Genomic DNA, 20746 nt, shown 5'->3' on the forward strand with positions numbered 1-20746 from the left:
GAATTAAAAAAAGCAGCTTAATTCTTGACTATTTTAGTGAAAATAGTATTCCCTTTTAATAGATAGTTGCCTGATGGGTAATTTGTTAGATCAATACGATTGCTTCCTTTATTTAAAGTTATATTTTTAATGAGTTTACCAGTGATGTCATATAAATAAACATTTTCGTTAGCCGTAGCATCCACAGTGATCACACCTGTTGTTGGATTCGGGTAAGCTTGGGTTTTAAATTGTTTTGTTGTTTCAGCGGTTGATAAATTTGAGTTGCAGCTAGCATTATAAGTATCTCCAATAATGTTAAAGCCTTTGTTTACCAACTGAGCTCTCGCCATAATAGTCTGCGATGTAGAATAAATTAGCCCTGTTGCATCTATGCTTCCGGATGTGAGTCCTGAGCTTGCCCATGTAGGGTTATTGCTGATTGCAATCAGAAATTTATTATAATTGATACATGATAACCCGGAATTTTTAAATCCAAAATTTACTGAATTCGAATAAATGTTTTGAAACTTGATATTCCAGGCAGAAATATCCTGATTAAAAAGTAAAGCTCCATTAAACATCATAAATCCATAAGGATCATTAACTTTACTAACATCCCAATTCCCAATGGGCTGATTAAACGCGACTGCATTGGTAAACATTTGCTGAAAACTTGTTACTTTACTTGTATTCCAATTACTAAGAGGCTGATTAAAGGATTTAGCATTAGAAAACATATAACTAAAATTAGTAGCATTATTTGTATTCCATGAATTTAATGGCTGATTGAAAGATAATGCATCCTGGAACATTGAATAGAAATTGCTTCCGGAAGAGGTATTCCAGGTTGAAATATTTTGATTAAAAGCTGAGGCATAAGAAAACATATTCCCAAAATCTGTGACTTTCGCTGTATTCCAGGTCCCGATATTCTGATTAAATAATGTTGCTCTGTTAAACATGCCGTTCATAGTCGTGATAGTACTTGTGTTCCAGTTAGAAAATGAATCATTTCCAATCAAAGACGGACAATTAGAAAACATCTGTGATACATTGTTTATTTGCGTCAAATTAGGAGTATCTGTGGCTGTTACATTAAGGTTCGGACAGTCTGCAAATCCCTGACTGAATTGCTGAAGCCATACGGTATCTCCCCACTGGCTCACTTCGAAGAGTTCTGGGTTTCCACTGGCATGCATATAAGGACTCCCTCTGAATCCATAAAATAATCCATTACCATTAGATACTTTAACCTTGTAGGTTGCTTGTATAGGGTTTGTATGCAAAGAGGTACCAAAAGAAATAGTTGTAAAACTGCTGCTATTAGAAGTGACAGAACTAAGGACTCCGTTATGCTGAGGATATCCTACTTCTTCCCAGCTAATGGTGTAGTCTGTTCCGGTACCTCCAAAAGATATTGCATTATCAATGGTGCCGTTTACATTAGGTTTCCACAAAGTGATAAATTCATTTTGTGCATAAGAAATGAAAAATAGAAAAAGAAAAATGATTACTAGTTGTTTTTTGTACATAATTTAAAAAATAATTTGAGGTTAAAATTAGATTTAATAAGACATAACTTCCCGGGATTCTGTATCTTATATCTAACACAAAGATATAGACGCACAGCGACAGAACTTGTCGTATTAAATTTTATTACAAATTATTTTCAACTTTTTTCTTTATAAAATCTGACTGTATTTTAATGAAAATGAATGCTATAGAGGGATTAAAATTTCGTTATTTGTTTATATCTGATCAAGCATTTTTGACTAGGTTCTGTTCAATAAAAAAACTATTGCAGATTAAGCAGATCGGTTTTACAATACGGAACACGGTGAAAACTATTATTCCGTATAACAAAAAAGCACCCGGTTGGATGCTTTTAATTTTCAAATATAAAAAATATAGAAATCTTTGGAGAAAAAATAATTGTTATTTTTCGGTAGATCCTAAGATTTCTTTAGCTGCTATACAATGAATAAAGAAGCAATAGTCTGTGCATCACTACCACTCAAAATTTCATCATAAGCCGCGGAACCTGCTGCTGCTCCAAATGAGGTTGCCGTATTGTATCCTGCCTGATTGGTATTATCTTCTCCCGCATAAACAGGATTGGTTGCTGAAGGCATATTTCCGCCATTAGCAAGTTCTATCCATCCTTTATTAGCTCTCATTCTTCTTACCTGTGAAGCATGTCTTGCTTCTACAGAATGAATCTGCAATGCTGCTTGAAGCACCACTTTGTTTGACATTACGTTCCCTGCCTGTCCTTTGTAAGCTCTTACCCCTGTGTCTTCAAAAGCCTGTGAAAGAATAAGAAACTGATTGTAATCTGTAAAAGGTGAGAAATTTCCATTAGCCGTAAAATCAAAGGTAGGTTTAGCTCCCGGAGTAACTCCTAAAGAAGTAAGGGTACTTTTTAGAAAACTTACATGTGCCGATTCATGTTTTGAAATTTGCATGAAAACGGTTCTGTCTGCATTGGGAATCAGACCCGCGGTAGAGAGTCCTTTACTGTAATATTCATCTTCAAGATATTCCAGTACCAGAGCTAATTGTAAGGCATCAGTTAAAGTGCTTTTTAATGCAGTTCCTGTGACTTGTTTATTCACTGTTTCCGCTTTTGCCGGAGTTGCCATTAAGGCACCCAAACCAAGTGGAACTGCTGCTACAGCTGCTTTTTTACCGAATAATGACATATTCGTGATTGCTTCTAATCTTGAGGCTTCCGTTGTAAAAAATTTATCATAAGAAAGCTTATCTAATAATTTAAGAATATTCATAATGTAAGTTTTTGAAGATAAATAATTAATTAATGCCTCTTTCTTTCCAGGTGAAGCGGTTTTTGATAAATCCTCCGGCCACCATTACAATGTCTTTAGGTTCTTTGGCAACGTCAAGTCCATTGGCATCTATTACATCATCCCCTGAAAAATCTGCAGATCCGGGGTTGATCAGATTTCTAATGGCTGAGGCATGTCTTGCTTCTACTGAAACTATTTTTCCTGCAATAACAAGATAAGCGGAATTGGTGATGTATTTTCCGGCACCGTTATACGCTGCTACTCCTGTATCTTCCAATGCTTTTGCTGTAGCCAATACAGAGTTTCTGTCATTAAAATTTACATTAGGGTACTGAAAATCAAGTTTTGGAAGAACATTCTGGGTGACTCCACTGATTGCGGCCTTAAAAAAGTCCCTATGAATAACTTCATGGTGATATAGATCTGTAAAAACTTCTTTTTCAATACTGGAAATACCCGCATAAAAATTATTAACTACCTTAGTATAGAAATCAGCTTCCAGCTGTTCAAGGGCATAAGCATAATTTAATACGCCAACATCTCCTGATCCAAGATCAAAAATCTGGTCATTATTCATCTGTTGAAAATCATCATCATCATTACAGCCTATCATGGTGAGCCCTGCAATAGCTAATCCTACTCCACTCAATTTTAGAAAATTTCTTCTGCCTGTATCAAGAGTAGCATCCTGATTAGAAACATGAATTGTTTTTTTCATAATATTAATTTTTTAAGTGTTTGATTATATGTGAGAAGAAGAAAAAACAGCATACTCAATATGCTGTTTTAATTCTTATGGTTTTAAGGCATCAGAACCGTATCGATTACGTGAATAACACCGTTGGATTGATTAACATCTGCAATGGTTACTTTGGCACTGTTTCCTTTAGCATCTTTTATATAAAGATCTTTTCCTTTTGTCCAGAAAGTAAGCTCTTCTCCCTGCACTGTTTTCATCATGCTTTTTCCGTTTCCTGCTTTTACAGCTGCCCATATTTCTTTAGCACTGTATTTCCCAGGAAGAACATGGTAAGTTAAAATGCTGGTAAGCATTGCTTTATTTTCAGGCTTTACAAGATTTTCTACTGTTCCTTTCGGTAGTTTTGCAAATGCAGCATCTGTAGGAGCCAATACTGTGAAAGGGCCTTTTCCTTCTAAGGTTTCTACCAGTCCTGCAGCTTTTACTGCAGCAACCAGGGTTTTATGATCCTTAGAGTTTACAGCATTTTCAATAATGTTTTTGGAAGGGTACATAGGAGCACCTCCTACCATTACTGTTTTTTCTTTCATCATTTGTGCATTTACCTTCCCACTGAAAGCAAATGATAAAGCTACCATTGCTAAAACTGTGATTTTTGTTCGTGTGTTCATTGTAATATTTTTTTTAATTAATTATATTTAATTTGTGTTTTAATATCATTTACGAGCTTGGTTTTATTTTAGATTGAAAAAAAATAAAATTTAATTTAAATAGCTGTAAATCAATGTATTATTTTTTACTTGGGATGAAATCAAGGCAAATAGAGTTCATACAAAAGCGTTTTCCTGTCGGTTTCGGACCATCTTCGAAGATATGTCCCAAATGAGAACCACATCTTCCACATAGAACCTCTGTTCGGATCATATTGTAAGAAGTATCTTTTCTGTAGGTAACACTATTTTTACGAATAGGTTGATAAAAAGACGGCCAGCCACAAGTAGTAGCAAATTTTGAAGTAGAAAGAAACAGGGCATTTCCACATACTGCACAATAATAGGTTCCTTTCTCATCAAGTTCATAATATTTTCCAGTGAACGCAGTTTCAGTGGCTCCTTCTCTGGCAACCTGATAGAGTTCAGGTTTTAAAATCTTTTTCCATTCCGAATTACTAATCTTCAGTGGAGATTCAGCAGTATGGGAGTAATAAGGATTTTTAGTTTTAAAAAGATCTGTTTGTGCTTTATATTCTCCGGTGGCTATTGCTATACAAGAGAGTAATAGTAGTTTTGATATTAGATTTTTCATAATAGTTATTTTAAATTTTTCTCTTAATATCATATACGGGATAAAAGAATATTCAGATTTTGTTGAGAATATGTTTTATTTTATTACATTTGGATAGAAAAATAAAAGTTATTAAAACAACCTGCTCAGAAGAGGAACTTATCGTTTTACTGAAAGAAAAAAACGAAAACGGTTTTCATTATCTGTATGACCACTATTCCGGTGCGTTGTATGGTGTTGTTCTTCGTATTGTTCAGTCTAAAGAATATACGGAAGAAATCCTCCAGGATGTTTTTGTTAAAATTTGGAATTCTATTCATCAATATGATGCTTCCAAAGGAAGATTTTATACCTGGATGATTAATATTGCCCGCAATACAGCGATCGATTATCTAAAATCGAAAGGGTTCCAAAACGAACTTAAAAACCAATCACTTCCGGATTTCGTATATAACACTACAGAACTTTCAACGACCAATAATTCATCCGATTATATTGGATTTAACAATGTACTTGAAGGGCTGGAAGTGGACAAGCAGGAACTTATTAATCTTGCTTATTATCAGGGATATACCCAAAATGAAATATCCGAAAAACTGAAGATACCGCTGGGAACGGTAAAAACTAAAATGCGTAATACGCTGATGAAATTAAAAGATTTGCTAAAAGATTATCAATAAATTGAACACTAAGGAATACATATCATCCGGAATTATAGAATCTTATATTCTAGGTCATGCTTCTCCCGAGGAAGCAGGCATTTTGGAGTGTGTGATGAAAAACAATGCTGAAGTGAAAGCCGCTTATGAAGAAGCGCAAAAAACTTTGGAAGATCTGGCTACTGCCCAGGCTGTAACACCTCCAAGTGATCTGAAATCTAAAATTTGGAATACCATTCAGCAGAAACAATCTGCTGAAGAAGAAACCTTTTCTATTCCTGTAAATACTCCTGTCTCAAAAGATCAGGAAGAAATTAAAATTGAAGGAGAAGCCAAGAAGAATATTAATTGGAAAGCCTATGCTGTTGCGGCATCTGTTTTATTCCTTGTAAGTATTGCAGGCAATCTATTTTGGATGAACAGCCAGTCGGCTACGAAGCAAGAAATGACAAAATTGGCAGCAGAAAAGCAATCTCAGGATGCTGCTATGAAAAAGATGGATCAGAAACTGAATATGTTCTCTAATCCGGATATGCAAATGGTAATGTTAAAAGGCGTAGAAAAGCATCAGGATGCCAAAGCCATGGTTTTCTGGGATAAAAAGACAAAAGAAGTTTACCTGAATGCTGAAAATCTTCCTAAAGCCCCAATCGGGATGCAGTACCAGCTTTGGGCTATTGAAGACGGAAAACCTGTAAATGCAGGAATGTATGCCGAAAATAAAGATAGCCAGATTGCATTGGCTACCATTTCAAAAGCACAGGCTTTTGCCATCACACTTGAAAAAGAAGGCGGAAGTAGTGTTCCTACTATGGAAAATATGTATGTAATGGGAGGAGTATAAGGATTCCTATTCAATATTCATCTCCTATCTGGTTAAAAGCTTTTTATCATTTAAGGAATGCTTTTAGAAAAATTATTCAAAGAGTTCAATGTTGATCTCAATACATTTAATACAGCTGAATCTGAGCTTTTTGACCAGTTTTTTGAACGAATATGGGTTAAAAAGAACACATTTCTTATTCAGGAAGGTGAATTAGAGAAATACAGTTATTTTATTTTCAATGGTATAGCACGTTGCTGGACCTTAAATCATAAAGGTGAGGAACAAACCTTCTGGTTTTGTAAGGAAGGCTCCTTTTCTTTGTCTAATATTTCATTTACCCTCCAGGAAAAGTCAACTTTTAATGTGCAGACCATTACAGATTGTGAAATATATAGGATTAATCAGGAACAGGCTATCAAGCTATATGAAGCGATTCCTGGTTTGAAAGCAGTCTTTGAAAATCTGACAGCCAGATTGTTGAATAAGCTTTTGAATAGAAATATCGCCCTGATAAAATACACTCCCGAACAGTATTATTTACAGATGATGGAAGAATTTGGAAATACTTTCAATTGTATTCCATTAAAGGATATTGCTTCCTATTTGGGGATTACTCCACAAGCATTAAGCAGAATACGGAAACGGATTTTTTAACCCAGGTTCAGTGGTTGAGAGGTAAAAAATACGATTTTTGCTACTCAAAATTTACGACTATGATAAGAGAAATACATGAAATAGATTATCCTCTGCTCATGAAAATCTGGGAAAGTTCTGTACTCAATACCCATGATTTTCTGAAAGAGGAAGATTTTAATTATTATAAAAAAGAGATTCCCGGTTATTTTGAACATGTTACTTTATTAGGGTTTGAAGAAAATGGAACTTTAGTTGGATTTATGGGAATTGCTGAAGGAAATCTTGAAATGCTGTTTATTCATAACGATTATCGTGGTAAAGGGATTGGTAAAAAACTGATTCAGTATGGAATCAATCATCTAAACGTAAATAAAGTAGATGTGAATGAACAAAATGCTCAGGCCGTGGGCTTCTATCAATATATCGGATTCCGTGTTCTTGATAGATCAGCATTAGATAATCAGGGTAAAGAATATCCTATTTTACATATGGGATTATAATTTGGTAAAAGAAATTTATATGATAACCAAAAAGCATCCAAATCGGATGCTTTTTTGATTTTCTATGAGGTTGAAAATAGTTAAGATGCATATTCTACAGACGCTTCTTTAGCAGCAGCAACCATAGCAATTAAAGCTTTTTCTGTTTCTTCCCAATGTCTGGTTTTCAATCCACAGTCAGGATTTACCCAAAGCTGATGAGCAGGAATTACATCCTGTGCTTTTTTCAGCAGTTCAATCATTTCTTGCTTCGAAGGAACTCTCGGAGAATGAATGTCATAAACTCCGGGACCGATTTCATTAGGATATTTGAAATCTGCAAAAGCATGTAGAAGCTCCATTTGAGATCTTGAACATTCTATCGTAATCACATCCGCATCCATATCTGCAATATTCTTAATGATATCATTAAATTCCGAATAACACATATGAGTATGAATCTGGGTAGCGTCTTCTACTCCACTTGCTGATATTTTAAATGCCTCTACAGCCCATTTCAGGTAATTTTGCCATTCTGTTTTCCTCAATGGAAGGCCTTCACGGATAGCTGGTTCATCAATCTGAATAATTCTGATGCCTGCCTTTTCCAGATCCTGAACTTCATCACGAATGGCAAGAGCAATCTGTTTACAAGTTTCAGAACGGGGCTGATCATCGCGTACAAATGACCATTGTAATATGGTTACAGGACCTGTTAACATTCCTTTTACCCATTGATTGGTTTGAGACTGAGCATATTGAGACCAGTATACGGTCATAGGTTCAGGTCTGGATACATCTCCGAAGATGATCGGAGGTTTTACGCAACGGCTTCCATAGCTTTGTACCCAGCCGTTTTTAGTAAAGGTAAATCCTTTCAGTTGCTCTCCGAAATATTCCACCATATCATTACGTTCATATTCTCCATGTACAAGAACGTCTATTCCGATACTTTCCTGCCAACGGATGGTTCTTTGGGTTTCTTCTTTTAATAAAGCATCATATTGTTCTGCAGTCAGTTCTCCTTTTTTGAATTTTGCCCTCCAGGTTCTTACTTCTGCTGTCTGTGGAAATGATCCGATGGTTGTAGTGGGAAATAAAGGAAGCTGCAATGCTTTTTGTTGCTCTTCTTTACGGATATGGAAAGAATTTTTTCTTTGTGAATCTTTCTCAGTCACGGCATTCGCTCTGAGTTTTACATTTTCATTATGGATCAATGAAGATGTTTTTCTATCTGAAACCGCTTTTTTATTTTCTTCAAAATCCTGAAGAATATTCTCATCAGAAGTTTCTGAAGCTAATTCTTTCAGGGTAACCACTTCTTTTACTTTTTGTTTTGCGAAAGCGAGCCAGTTTTTGATTTCAGCATTAAGGCTGGTTTCAAAGTCTAAATCACATGGTGAATGAAGCAGGGAGCATGACGGAGCGATTAAAACTCTTTCAGCTCCCAGTGTTTCGATTGCTTTTTTAATAAAGGATAGAGAGTTTTCGTAATCATTTTTCCATATGTTTCTTCCGTCTACGATTCCAAGAGACAGACTCAGGTGTTCAGGAATAGAATGAAGAACATCTTCGAGTTGTTCAGGATTTCTTACCAGATCAATATGCAGAACATTTACAGGAAGTGATGTGGCAAGAGCTAAATTATTCTTTAATCCTTCAAAATAAGTGGTTACAATGAATGTAAGCTTTGGAAACTGTCTTCTAAGTTCAGCATACACAAAAGTATAGACTTCTTTTGCTTTTTCATTGATATCTAATGCTAAAAAGGGTTCATCAAACTGAATCCACTGAGCGCCCTGGCTTTGTAGTTTTGAGATAATCTCAACATAGACCGGAAGAAGATTGTGGGCAAGATCCAGTTTATCAAATCCTTCTTCCTTCTCTTTTCCTAAAAGCAGATAAGAAACGAGACCGATAATCACAGGTTTTGCATTGATCCCCGCCTGTTTGGCGCCTGCAAATTCATTGAAAATCTTATCTGAAGTAAGTTTGAATTGCTGGTTTTTATGAAATTCAGGAACGATGTAGTGATAATTGGTATCAAACCATTTGGTCATTTCCATGGCTGTGATATCTAATTCATCTTTCTGGTATCCTCTTGCCATGGCAAAATAAAGATCCAATTCAGAATTGTTTTTTTTCAGGGCTACTTCATGATAGCGCGTTGGAATAGCGCCTACTACCAGACTCATATCCAGAACCTGATCGTAATAAGAAAAATCATTACATGGAATAAGATCAATTCCGGCTTCTTTCTGAAGGTTCCAGTTTTGACTGCAGATGTTTCTTCCTACGGTAAGAAGTTCTTCCAAAACAATTTTACCTGACCAATATTGTTCGCAGGCTTTTTTAAGTTCTCTTTTGCTACCAATACGCGGATAGCCCAGAATGTGAGTTTGCATTTTTACAAATTTTAAATTAAACTTATTTTAAATGCTCTTTTCATGCTTCGTAATACTTGCTAGGATAGAAAAATTTGAAATCAATGATACAAGTGCATGGTACTACTTCATCCGGAGATAAAATGTACTGCAATATATCATCTGTATGACTCAAAAGCTTCAGACCGCGAAAGCATTGTCAATTCAGTAAAGGCAGGTCTCCTGACTTGTAACGGTTTCTGTCATCCTTCCTGCTTTTGGCAGTGGATATCCAAGGACAGAAACCTTTGGTGTGTTACTTACAGTTGCGCGACAGTTCGTGATTTTCACACGATTCCCTATTAATTTACCTTAAGTAAAACCTTTCCTGTTTGATGAAGATTGTAAAGAACTGATCTTTTATCAATATCAAGCCTGATAAAAGATTTTAATTTTGTGTAAAATTATTAAAACAGAATATAATAGCAATTAAAAGTAATTTATTCGGTTAAATAAACTTTTTAAATGGTATTATATAGAATATAATTCTGTAAATTTGGATGATTTTAAACTCTAAAAGAATAATATTCTGTGGAACAACTCGATGATAAGGATTTAAAACTCTTGAAACTGCTTCAGAACAACGCAAAGCTGACAGTTAAAGAGCTGGCAAAGGAAGTTAATCTATCTCCATCTCCTGTTTTTGAGCGGGTAAGAAGGCTTGAGCAGGAAGGTTTCGTGAAAAGATATGCGGCGGTTCTGGATGCTGAAAAGCTTAATCGCGGATTTACGGTGTTTTGCCAGATCAAATTAAAAATTCATGATCGGTCCGTGGGTTATGATTTTGTAAAAGAAATTCTGGAAATTCAGGAAGTGGCAGAATGTTACAATATTTCCGGAGATTTTGATTTCTTATTAAAGGTTCAGGTTCGGGATATGAAACATTATCAGGATTTTGTATTCAATAAGCTAGGCTCTGTAGATTCTATAGGGAGTACCCATAGCACATTTGTAATGGCTGAAGTAAAGAATAATCAAGGGATAACTTTATAAAAAGGTATCCGTTAAAAATTTTAGATATTGAATTTCATGCTGTTGCAAGAATCAAAATTGGGGCATACACAGTAAATAATAGTCATGTTTTACAAGTGTTCTGCCCCAAAATATAGATTATATTGTTATTTTTATTCCGGCTGAGATATTAATGCCTGGTAGGGGACTTAGGAACTTTAGTTGTGAGTTTTGAAGCCTTGCTTCAGAATTCAACAGATTGTTTCCCACGATATAATATTCCAAATTTCCTATTCCTAAGCTATCGTCTTTATAGGAAACGCGGACATTAAGCAATGAAAATGCAGGCATTGGAAGTTCAGGATTAATATTCTTTCCTAAGTATTTTTGTTTTAAATAATGGTCAAAACCAATATTGATGCTGAAATTCTGTATATTACCTTCAAGATTAAATCCAAAACGGCATATAATCACCATCGCTCCATTTTCTTATTGAGCTGTCTGCAACACTGATGTTTCTTACCAGATCATAATAAGCTCCTATTTCCCATTTTCCTATTTTGTTAAGATCAACTTTGTAAGCAGCTTCTGCTTCAACTCCGTTGATTTCAGTATCATCAGAACGCCATTCTTTAACCAGGAAAACTTCCCGGGAAATTCCGGTGTGAGCGAGATAAATATAATTTTTATAGGAAGTATGGTACCAGTTAGCAGATACACGAAGATTTTTCAGATTGATTCCGGCTCCCAGTTCTACAGTTTTTGCTATTTCTTTATCTAGTCTGTCATCACCGTTTTCTTCCGTCAGGATCGCGAAATGATTATTCCCTGCGTAAAGTTCGTTCACTTCCGGGGCTCTTTCGGAGTGATTATACTGGGCTTTTAAATAAGCTTTTTTAAAGATATTCCACTGTGCTGAAGTATGAAGCTGGTGAAGCGTAAAATCCCTGTCGCTGAGTTTTCCTCCTGAAAGACCACGGCTTCTTACGTATTTTTTATCTGCATCTGCTCTGCGCTGAACATGATCATTCCTATAGCCTAGATCCAGTTGAACACTGTTGAAATCAAGATGCTGCATCGTAAATATTCCGATTTCGCGGCTTATCGTATTGGGTAGGTATCTCTGTTTCCCATCTCCTGTCATATCTCTATATTGAATGTCAAGACCTGTGGTTCCACTGAGGAATTTCAGTTTCTGTTGTACAATTTCCAAACGCCCATTATGCTGATTCACTTCAAACTGATTGGCCCGCTGGCGATCAATAAGTTCAGCGTTTTTTGAAAATACTCCCATATAATTTAATTTGATACTGGAAATTGGGAAACCTGTAAATTGATAACCGGACTCAAACATTGCTTTATGAGATAAGCTCCTGATATTGATAGGTCGGTACTCTATTTTGGGTTGAGGCTTTCCGTGAGTGTGCTGCGGCATTTTGGGAAGAGTATAGCCAGGAACACCAAAATATGAAAAAGAGTTTTGATAAGCTCCACCTGCATAGAATGATTTTCCTATATAACTTGTTCCAACATAAAAAGAATTGCTTTCCGAATGGCTGTTGGGGATTTCTCCATCTTTTGTTTGAACGTAATCTCTGATATTATTAACTTCATCTTTATAGCGGTCTTTTACAGGATCCTGACCGGAAACATACAGTTGATTCTTTGGGTTGGGATAATGTTTACCATCTGAAGGATTGTAATAGGTAGGACTGAATGTGTATAGGTCTCCTTCTGAAAGTTCGTATTCTATCATATGATCTATAGCAAACTGACTGATATATGGAAAGAGACTTTTGTTGAGTACGTGCCTTGAATCTACTTCTATCTGGCAAAGAGATTGCAAAATGCTGTTGAAGCCTACTAATGAGGGATCATAACATCTGCTGTCCTTAGATTTTCCGGGAATTCTTACAATTTCTTGTTTTTGGTTGGCTGCTCCCACCGTCCATACCCAGTTTTTTGCGATAACTCCTTTTGCTGAGAATGCCTGTTTTTGTCCACTATTACTTCCGCCCTCAAGGAGTCCACGAAAATTGATTGTTTTATTGGGCAATTGACGGGGAACATAATCTGTTTCAATATCGATAGCTCCTCCAATAGCTTTCCCTCCATAAAGGACTGATGCGGAGTTTTTATAAACAGTAATGTTTTGAACACTGTTCATTTCAATATCAGTATTAAAATCTGGGCTTATCCCGGAAAGATCGTTTACTGCAACTCCGTTTTCCAGTATTTTTACACGATTTCCGCTGAGGCTTCTGATAACCGGAGCACCAGAGTTAGGGCCATATCCGGAATTTTGGATACCTGGGATTTTTCTCAGGGTTTCCCCCAAAGTATTGGATTGAATAAAATCCAGCTTCTTCCTCGAAATATTTACACTGTTGTAATCCGTTTTTCCTTGTATTTGTATAGACTCTATGTCTTTTACATTCTTTTTTTCAGGATTAAGTTTCTGCGCTTTCAGTAGTGATGGGTAGATAAGAGAGCTTCCCATCAAAAAATAAAGGGTCTTTTTCATGTGCATGTTACTTTAATTATCAGGCAAATCTAGATAATTAAATTTATTAATGCAACATAGTTGCTTTAATGATTTACAGATGTATAAATGAAATTAAAGCTAAATAACTAGAGGATAGATAGGTATGTATTGGTGTTTATTGATATTATTTTTTATTAAAATAAAAAAGCCGCTCTGAAAAGAGCGGCATACTTTTTTAACTTTTAATGGAGCTGCTGATTAGCAAGTAGAACCACACTCTAATAATTTGATGTGGATTACACCATTAACGACACACTGTGTTTGGCATAAAGCGTTTCCTACAACGGTACCAACACCGCCGATAACACCACCTACTGTAGAACCTACACCGCCAACAACACCGCCAACGATAGTACCTACTCCTCCGATAACGCCACCAACAACGCCACCTAGACCACCGATTAATCCTCCAATTGGATCGAGTAATCCTTCTCCTGAAATAGATTTTAGTTCGTTTCTGTCTAGTTTTTTGAAATTTTTCATGATTAAAATTTTATATGATTAATACATCACAAATATATGATAAATAATAATAAACTTATATTATTTTGAATAAAATAATTAAACAATTTTATTATTTAATATTTCGTTAATATAAATGGATAATTTTAGTAATGTCGTTTTTGTTTGTATCTGATTGATTTACTAAATTTTAAAAAACATATCTCAAATTTTAAATAGTAGAGTTAATATTTTCAATATAACCGAACTTTTTTTTGGTTAATATTAAAAATTTGTCAAAATGAGTTTTTTTAGGATAAAAACAAGGGATTAGCCATTAAAAACAGATATTTTATCTGTCGATTTTAGTGTCTATAGTTAACAAATGATAAAATTCTCCAAATTTTGTGGTAAATGCTTTCTTTATTATTGATAACAGGAGGCAAAATTCGTATTTTTGTGGACATACTTCTATCAATGTCAATTTTTTCAAATAATATACGCTCTCTGAGAGCCAAGAGAAAGGTTTCTCAACAAAATGTAGCTGATGATCTTACGATCTCCCGAGTGAGATATTCTAAATACGAAAATGGAATTTCAGAACCTCCTATCGAGCTTCTTGTTAAAATATCCAAATATTTTCATGTCAGTATAGATCTGTTATTGTCTGTGGATCTCCAAAAGTATTCAACAGAGGATATGCTGAAGCTTCCGGATAATAGAATCGTTCTGCCGGTAGCTGTGGATGATCTTGGAAATGATACCATCGAAATCATTCCCCAGAAAGCTTCTATGGGGTATCTGGAAGGATACAGTGATGTGGGATATATTGAAAGCCTTCAACGCATTGCCCTACCCTTTTTAAATAATGGAAAATACAGAGCATTTCCGGCAGACGGAGATTCAATGCCACCATTCAGAAACGGTTCTTATATTGTGGGAAAATATGTAGAGGGAATTGACGAACTGAAACCTGGAAAAACCTATGTTTTTATTACTCAAAACGATGGGATTACCTATAAACGTTTTAAGGAACATAAAGGAAATGCGATCTGTGTAAGTGCAGATAACTCTTTCTATGAACCTTATGACATTGCGTTTGAAGATATCGTAGAAATCTGGCAATATGCCTCAGGAATTTTTCCGGAAGATTTTGAACCGGGAGATTATGAAAGCTACAATTTCAAAGAAATGTTCAGGGAATTGAGACAGGACATCAAAGAATTGGATAAAAAAGTGTCTACACGTCGTAGAAAATCTTCGAAATAAATGATGTAATAACATGACAAATAAACAGGCTCTTCAAATTAAATTGGAGAGCCTGTTTTAAAACCAAATAAAAATGTTAATATGATATGAAAATACTTTCTCGTTATATTATATAGGAGATGCTTCCAGCATTAGATCATGAAGATCTGTATTTTTAATATAAGGCTGTAAAAGCTGACTTCCTGGTCCGTAGGCTGCTACTTCCACATAATCTCCTGAATGATCCATGCTGATCCAGCCTACTGAATTCTGGCTTTTCTGAATTTCTGAATAAAGTTTGAACGGTAATTTCTTATAATTATAAAGTCCTTCTTCTTTTTCGAGTCCGTTATAAAAACTTTGCAAGTGTTTGGCTTCATCATCGCTTAATGTCAGTTTGTTAGCTTCATATATCCAGTCTTTTATATCCTTGACTGAATGGTCTTTATGGATTTTATTCAGAATATATTCATTGGTATATTGATAGGATGAAATACTATTAAAGTTTTGAGTTGCCTTATTCCCATAAATTATTCCCGGATTAGCATTTCCATGATCTGTTGTGATAATGACTAAGGTGTTTCCATCTTTTTCAGCAAAATCTATTGCTGTTTTCACGGCATCGTCAAATGCCAACTGATCGTGAATCAGTGCAGCAATATCGTTGGCATGAGCAGCCCAGTCCACTTTTCCACCTTCTATCTGAAGAACAAAACCTTCCGGATGATCCTTCATATGATCAATAGCAGCTCCTGTCATCTCTGCTAAACTCGGAGTATTCTCGAACTCAGAAAGATTAGCCCTGTCAATACTGTAAGGCAAAGCTCCTGTATTGAAGATTCCTAATATTTTGTCTCCCTTTTTAATCGTTTTTAGATCGGCACGATTTTTCAGAACTTGATATTTCTTTTTTCTGTAAACAGAATAGAGATCTTTTTGGTCTTCTCTTTTTAATGGATTAAAAAACTCATCTCCTCCTCCCATCAGAACATCTATTCCCAGTTCTGCATACATTTCAGCAATTTGAGGTTCTGCATTTCTTTTGGCTGAATTGACGCAGAAACCCGCAGGAGTGGCATGCGTAATGGTTACAGTAGTTACACAGCCAATTTTTTTTCCAGCTTTTTTATATTTTTGCCATATTGGAATATGGGTTTCTCCATGAGCACCCATATTTAATACTCCGTTCTGTACCCTTATTCCTCCTCCGAAAGCGGAACTGGCGGCAGCAGAATCTGTTACAACAGAACTGGCAGAAGCAGTATCCATTAGTGCCCGTGAAACTTTTTTCTGATGATATAAACTGAGCCAATGACTTTCCTTTCCTAAAATATTTCTGGAATAAAGATCTGCCATTGAAAGTGTTCCCAGACTCATTCCATCACTGATTAGAAATATAATATTTTTTGCTTTTCCGTTTTCTGGAAGAGCAATATTCTTTTTAGAACTCCAAAGTTCAGAGGGTGACAGGGATAATAATCCTGAAAGTAAAACTGAACCTTTTAGAAATTTTCTTCTATCCATATATTGTATAAATAATACCCTAAATTATTTCATATTTCTATTTAATGACACTTAGTTGCATTAATAAATAGTTAAATTTAAATATGTTTTGGAAATGGATCTTCAAAATCTGATTTTTGGTCAAATAATTCCTTTTCAATATCATTGATTAGACAGTGAGTGAGATTTTGTAAAATTTGCTCTTTGTCTAGATATTGTCCAATGAAAACCAATTCATTCATTCTGTCGCCCCAATTTTTATCCCATCTGCTTTCGATAAATTCCTGATTTTCTATAAAAGAAACATATTGTGCCCTTTGACTCAAAGGCATACTGCTCCACCAAACTCCTGCTTTCTCCAGGCGAAATGAGCCTCCAGCCTGGGAAAAATTCAATGCATCATCAGGTCTGGAAGCCAGCCAGAAAAGTCCTTTAGCTCTTAATATGCCTTCCGGATAATGATTAAGATATTCCCAAAGTCTCTCCGGGTGAAAGGGTCTTTTATCTCTAAATACTACAGAACCTATTCCATATTCTTCCGTTTCCGGAGTATGATGGTCAGACTCTAATTCCTTTTGCCAGCCTGCGGAGGACTGTGCTTTATCAAAATCAAATAGTTTTGTGTTTACAATATGTTTGAGATCGATCTGTCCAAATTCCGATTCCAGAATAACAGCATCCGGATTTAATTTTTTAAGTGCAGATTTCAAGAATCCAAGAGTTTCCGGATCAATTAAATCTGTTTTATTCAGAATAATAACATTGGCAAACTCAATCTGGTCAGTAAGAAGGTTGACAATGGTACGGTAATCGCCCTCCATGTCAGTAAGATCACGGTCCATCAATCGTTCATTCGAAGCAAAATCTTTCATGAAATTGAAGCCATCAACTACTGTTACCATAGTATCTACATAACTGAAACGGGAAAGGTCTATTCCACTTTCTTCATCAATATAGGTAAAAGTTTGTGCTACGGGAATAGGTTCACTGATTCCTGTACTTTCGATTAAAAGATAGTCGAAGCGGTTTTCATGAGCTAAACGCTCTACTTCTTCCATAAGATCTTCTCTTAATGTACAACAGATGCATCCATTACTCATTTCAACCAGTTTTTCTTCTGTTCTTGAAAGGGTGTTTTGATTTTCTACCAGTCGGGCATCAATGTTAATTTCACTCATATCATTGACAATGACTGCTACTTTTAAACCTTGTTTATTATGTAGAATATGGTTTAATAAAGTTGTTTTTCCAGCTCCTAAAAAACCACTAAGTACCGTTACAGGAAGTTTCTTTTTCATGTATTCTTAATGTTTATGGTTTTTAAAGTTGATAAGATGTGCTATAATCAGTCCAACTGCGCCTATATAGATGAAAGGCAGATGAATTTCAAATATAAAGTCAACCAATATTGAAATGGCAATGAATCCAAGTGAAGCCCAGAATAAAATTTGCAGCCCATTGCTGGTTATCTGCTTGGTCTGTCTGTATACCACAAAGGTTCCAATCATAAGAAATGCAAGGTCGATATAAGGATTATGTGATATCCCCAAAGGAATAATAAGCAACAATGGGAAGATAATACAATGAATCAGGCATAGAACGGCGGCTGATATTCCTACTGCATCAAGAATTTTTGACTTCATAAAAAGATTAGGATTTAAAATTGTTATTGTAACTTTGTTGCAAATGTATATATAAAAAATTAAATAACGCAACTTTGTTGCATTAAAATATGAAACAGGTTAGAAATACCCACGCCAAAACTGAAATTTTAAACCTTATTAATGACTCTGAGGTAGCACTGAGCCATTCTGATATTCAGAAGAAATTAGGTGAGCTCTGCAATAGAGTCACGATTTACAGGGTTTTAGAACGTCTTGAAAATGAGGGAGCTATTCACAGGATTGTTAATGTGGATGGTGTTGTTAATTTTGCGAAATGCAGTGGAAAATGTAGTCATGAACAACATTTTCATAATCATGTTCACTTTAACTGTAAAAAATGCCATTCAGTGACATGTATTGAGAATGCAATCCCTGAAATCAGTCTACCAGAGCATTTTATTGCTGAAGAATATAACTTTATTATCAGTGGTGTTTGTCCGAAATGCACCATGAAGGCATAAATAACTTCCAGATATATGCTTTAATTTCCTCTGTATGCAGAAGGCGTCATGCTGGTATATCTTTTGAAAAACCGACAAAACAGTGAGGACTCAGTAAAATTTAGTACATCAGCAATTTCCATTACTGACAGGTTGGTTGTTTTCAATAATGATTTTGCCTGCGCTACAACCGCTTCATTGATCCAAGCCAGGATAGATTTTCCTGTCTGTTTACGGATTATTGTCGTTAGATATTTGCTGGTGAGATGCATTTTCTACGCATTAAAGGAAACGCTTCTTTCTTCTTTATGATGCTGGTATAATAAATCAAAATATACTTTTTGACCATAAAAAAGCCTCCTTAAAATAACTTTAAGGAGGCTTTATTTTTTTACATCCGCTATAAAGGAGATATATACACTTCTATTTTAGTTCCATCATAGTTGAACGTTCCATCAGAATTGATTTTCCCAAGAACCCATTTCATATCTACCGGAACAGACCATGCAGAACCTAATGAAAATCCATTAACGGATCTGATTTCATTTCCGTTTCCTGTGGTAATGGCTGAATGAAACCATGTTTTGTCGATAGGTCTGTAGAAACCAATGGCTTTTCCTTTAGGAATTGGAGAGTATCCGTCCCATTTTTTTCCTCCGGTATAGTTGAAGGTTTCTAACCATTTCTGGCCTGCTGAACCTGCTAATTGATCCGGAGTGATGCTGGCTCCTCTCATATACAGGGCATAAGCAACCACATCGTGGCACACTCCATTGCTGTATTTTGAAATATTTTCTGCTCCTGAAAGAACCGCGTGAGCGACGGGAGCCCTTTCAGATAAAGATAACTGAGCCTTCCTGGCTCCTTCTGGTGTTACTGACATATTAATGTGATTTGTTTGGTTAGCGTAAAGATAAGCTTTTTAAAATTAATTGAAAATGAATGAATTATAGTAGAAACTATATATAATCACTAGTGTCCTTCAATATTGATACTCAGTTGTAACTTTTAATGTATATATCTGACATATTGTATATTAAAACTCTACTGAATCATACAGACACCAATCATGAAACATACAATTATATCGTTTATTGCTTTATTACTCCCATTTATAATGTTCGGACAGGCCCCCAAAACAGGTAACGAATATAGTGAAGCCAGGGAAATTATCAAGGACCTGGATTCGATCGTAAGCCCTAACGGAATTCAGGAAAGATATAAAGCGACTATCGGCGGTGCTCAACAATGGGTATATGTTCGTGGGCAGAATAAAGAAAATCCTGTAATCTTATTTGTACATGGGGGACCAGCCTCTCCTATTTCTCCGGTGATGTGGATGTTTCAACGGCCTATAGAAGAATATTTTACGGTAGTGAATTATGACCAGAGAGCATCCGGTAAAACCTATAATGCTAATGATACGCTGAGTTTAAAGAATACGATTACTATCAATCAATATGTAGATGATGCTATACAACTTGCAGAACTGATTAAAGAAAAATATAAAAAGAAAAAAGTACTTCTGATAGGACATAGCTGGGGGACAATAATCTCTATGAAGGCTGCGTTAAAAAGACCGGATCTATTCTATGCGTATGTTGGGATCGGGCAGATTATTAATACCAGGGATAATGAAAGATTAAGTGTTGATTTTGCAGTAAAAGAAGCTACCCGTCTGAAAAATGATTTGGCTTTAAAGGAGCTGGCTTCCATAGCGCCTTATCCGGGAAATACCCCGATTACGCGGCAGAGAATTATTATTGCAAGGAAATGGCCTCAATATTACGGAGGTTTAACGGCGTACAGAAACAATTCCAGGTATTTCTTCCAGGCTCCGCTTCTATCTCCGGAGTATTCCTATAATGATGCGGAAGCTATAGGAAAAGGAAGTTTATTTACCCTGTCCAAAGTACTTCCGGAGTTTCTTGATACTGATTTTAAGAATATTAAATCATTTCCGATTCCGGTTTTCATGTTTATGGGCAGACATGATTATACCACTCCCTCAGAGCCTACGGATCAATGGCTTCAAAATGTAAAAGCTCCTTTTAAAAAGGGAATATGGTTTGAAAATTCAGCTCACCTGATTCCTTTTGAAGAACCTGGAAAAATGCTGGTTACTCTATTGAATGATGTTCAGCCTGTCTGCAAATAA

The 20746-nt window shown here is 35.6% G+C and carries 22 protein-coding genes and 1 riboswitch; of the genes, 8 read left to right on the plus strand and 14 right to left on the minus strand.

Annotated features, from left to right (window positions below):
* Positions 1-17: 17 nt before the first annotated feature.
* The 5 genes from NBX25_RS14080 to msrB all read right to left on the minus strand — a co-directional run bounded on the left by NBX25_RS14080 (position 18) and on the right by msrB (position 4794).
* Complete coding sequence (locus NBX25_RS14080; protein WP_250254092.1) at positions 18-1514, minus strand: BspA family leucine-rich repeat surface protein; 1497 nt, start codon at positions 1512-1514, stop codon at positions 18-20.
* 438 nt (positions 1515-1952) lie between these two features.
* The gene (locus NBX25_RS14085) at positions 1953-2768 is read right to left on the minus strand and encodes a ferritin-like domain-containing protein (protein ID WP_250254093.1); all 816 of its coding nucleotides are present in this window, start codon (positions 2766-2768) and stop codon (positions 1953-1955) included.
* Between the two features lie 25 nt (positions 2769-2793).
* Positions 2794-3507, minus strand: coding sequence for a ferritin-like domain-containing protein (locus tag NBX25_RS14090; protein WP_250254094.1), 714 nt, complete (start codon positions 3505-3507; stop codon positions 2794-2796).
* Between the two features lie 83 nt (positions 3508-3590).
* Positions 3591-4160: a fasciclin domain-containing protein gene (locus NBX25_RS14095; protein ID WP_123911395.1), complete on the minus strand. Its 570-nt coding sequence runs from the start codon at positions 4158-4160 to the stop codon at positions 3591-3593.
* Between the two features lie 118 nt (positions 4161-4278).
* Positions 4279-4794, minus strand: a complete 516-nt coding sequence (gene msrB / locus NBX25_RS14100; protein ID WP_123911396.1) for a peptide-methionine (R)-S-oxide reductase MsrB — start codon at positions 4792-4794, stop codon at positions 4279-4281.
* An 89-nt stretch (positions 4795-4883) separates the two neighbouring features.
* Between msrB and NBX25_RS14105 the strand changes: the two genes are divergently transcribed.
* From NBX25_RS14105 to NBX25_RS14120, 4 genes are read left to right on the plus strand one after another with little or no spacing between them, the layout of a single operon-like run.
* Positions 4884-5453, plus strand: a complete 570-nt coding sequence (locus tag NBX25_RS14105) for an RNA polymerase sigma factor (RefSeq protein WP_228412798.1) — start codon at positions 4884-4886, stop codon at positions 5451-5453.
* A gap of 1 nt (position 5454) precedes the next feature.
* A complete protein-coding gene (locus NBX25_RS14110) occupies positions 5455-6276 on the plus strand; it encodes an anti-sigma factor (protein ID WP_250254095.1) in 822 nt (273 codons plus the stop codon).
* Between the two features lie 57 nt (positions 6277-6333).
* Positions 6334-6912 carry a Crp/Fnr family transcriptional regulator gene (locus NBX25_RS14115; protein ID WP_250254096.1) on the plus strand — a complete coding sequence of 193 codons (579 nt, stop codon included), beginning with the start codon at positions 6334-6336 and terminating at the stop codon, positions 6910-6912.
* 59 nt (positions 6913-6971) lie between these two features.
* On the plus strand, positions 6972-7394 hold the full coding sequence (locus NBX25_RS14120) for a GNAT family N-acetyltransferase (protein WP_250254097.1): 423 nt from the start codon (positions 6972-6974) through the stop codon (positions 7392-7394).
* Between the two features lie 80 nt (positions 7395-7474).
* Here NBX25_RS14120 and metE read toward each other — a convergent pair whose 3' ends face one another.
* On the minus strand, positions 7475-9778 hold the full coding sequence (metE, locus tag NBX25_RS14125; RefSeq protein WP_250254098.1) for a 5-methyltetrahydropteroyltriglutamate--homocysteine S-methyltransferase: 2304 nt from the start codon (positions 9776-9778) through the stop codon (positions 7475-7477).
* A gap of 174 nt (positions 9779-9952) precedes the next feature.
* Positions 9953-10138: riboswitch (cobalamin riboswitch) on the minus strand.
* A gap of 189 nt (positions 10139-10327) precedes the next feature.
* Between metE and NBX25_RS14130 the strand changes: the two genes are divergently transcribed.
* Complete coding sequence (locus NBX25_RS14130; RefSeq protein WP_250254099.1) at positions 10328-10789, plus strand: Lrp/AsnC family transcriptional regulator; 462 nt, start codon at positions 10328-10330, stop codon at positions 10787-10789.
* 117 nt (positions 10790-10906) lie between these two features.
* Here the strand turns inward: NBX25_RS14130 and NBX25_RS14135 are convergent, their stop codons facing one another.
* The 3 genes from NBX25_RS14135 to NBX25_RS14145 form a co-directional block, all read right to left on the minus strand.
* The gene (locus NBX25_RS14135; protein WP_250254100.1) at positions 10907-11224 is read right to left on the minus strand and encodes a TonB-dependent receptor; all 318 of its coding nucleotides are present in this window, start codon (positions 11222-11224) and stop codon (positions 10907-10909) included.
* The gene (locus NBX25_RS14140) at positions 11196-13271 is read right to left on the minus strand and encodes a TonB-dependent receptor domain-containing protein (protein WP_250254101.1); all 2076 of its coding nucleotides are present in this window, start codon (positions 13269-13271) and stop codon (positions 11196-11198) included. Before NBX25_RS14140 ends, NBX25_RS14135 begins: the two co-directional genes overlap by 29 nt.
* Before the next feature lie 219 nt (positions 13272-13490).
* Complete coding sequence (locus NBX25_RS14145) at positions 13491-13775, minus strand: bacteriocin-like protein (RefSeq protein WP_066694205.1); 285 nt, start codon at positions 13773-13775, stop codon at positions 13491-13493.
* A gap of 435 nt (positions 13776-14210) precedes the next feature.
* Here NBX25_RS14145 and NBX25_RS14150 point away from each other — a divergent pair, with 435 nt between their 5' ends.
* The gene (locus NBX25_RS14150) at positions 14211-15002 is read left to right on the plus strand and encodes an XRE family transcriptional regulator (protein WP_123911403.1); all 792 of its coding nucleotides are present in this window, start codon (positions 14211-14213) and stop codon (positions 15000-15002) included.
* A gap of 108 nt (positions 15003-15110) precedes the next feature.
* On the opposite strand, the gene NBX25_RS14155 is transcribed toward NBX25_RS14150, so the two are convergent.
* From NBX25_RS14155 to NBX25_RS14165, 3 genes are all read right to left on the minus strand, one after another.
* Positions 15111-16505: an alkaline phosphatase gene (locus NBX25_RS14155; protein ID WP_250254102.1), complete on the minus strand. Its 1395-nt coding sequence runs from the start codon at positions 16503-16505 to the stop codon at positions 15111-15113.
* 77 nt (positions 16506-16582) lie between these two features.
* On the minus strand, positions 16583-17782 hold the full coding sequence (locus NBX25_RS14160; protein WP_250254103.1) for a GTP-binding protein: 1200 nt from the start codon (positions 17780-17782) through the stop codon (positions 16583-16585).
* A gap of 6 nt (positions 17783-17788) precedes the next feature.
* Complete coding sequence (locus NBX25_RS14165) at positions 17789-18127, minus strand: MerC domain-containing protein (protein WP_250254104.1); 339 nt, start codon at positions 18125-18127, stop codon at positions 17789-17791.
* Positions 18128-18216: 89 nt separating this feature from the next.
* On the opposite strand from NBX25_RS14165, the gene NBX25_RS14170 reads away from it, so the two are divergent.
* On the plus strand, positions 18217-18609 hold the full coding sequence (locus tag NBX25_RS14170; protein ID WP_123911407.1) for a Fur family transcriptional regulator: 393 nt from the start codon (positions 18217-18219) through the stop codon (positions 18607-18609).
* Between the two features lie 20 nt (positions 18610-18629).
* Here NBX25_RS14170 and NBX25_RS14175 read toward each other — a convergent pair whose 3' ends face one another.
* Entirely contained in the window at positions 18630-18860 is a 231-nt protein-coding gene (locus NBX25_RS14175) for a helix-turn-helix domain-containing protein (protein ID WP_250254105.1), read from the minus strand.
* Between the two features lie 128 nt (positions 18861-18988).
* Complete coding sequence (locus NBX25_RS14180; RefSeq protein WP_250254106.1) at positions 18989-19471, minus strand: hypothetical protein; 483 nt, start codon at positions 19469-19471, stop codon at positions 18989-18991.
* A 186-nt stretch (positions 19472-19657) separates the two neighbouring features.
* On the opposite strand from NBX25_RS14180, the gene NBX25_RS14185 reads away from it, so the two are divergent.
* Positions 19658-20746 carry an alpha/beta fold hydrolase gene (locus NBX25_RS14185; protein ID WP_250254107.1) on the plus strand — a complete coding sequence of 363 codons (1089 nt, stop codon included), beginning with the start codon at positions 19658-19660 and terminating at the stop codon, positions 20744-20746.

The sequence above is a fragment of the Chryseobacterium sp. Marseille-Q3244 genome (assembly GCF_940807095.1).
Taxonomy (GTDB): domain Bacteria; phylum Bacteroidota; class Bacteroidia; order Flavobacteriales; family Weeksellaceae; genus Chryseobacterium.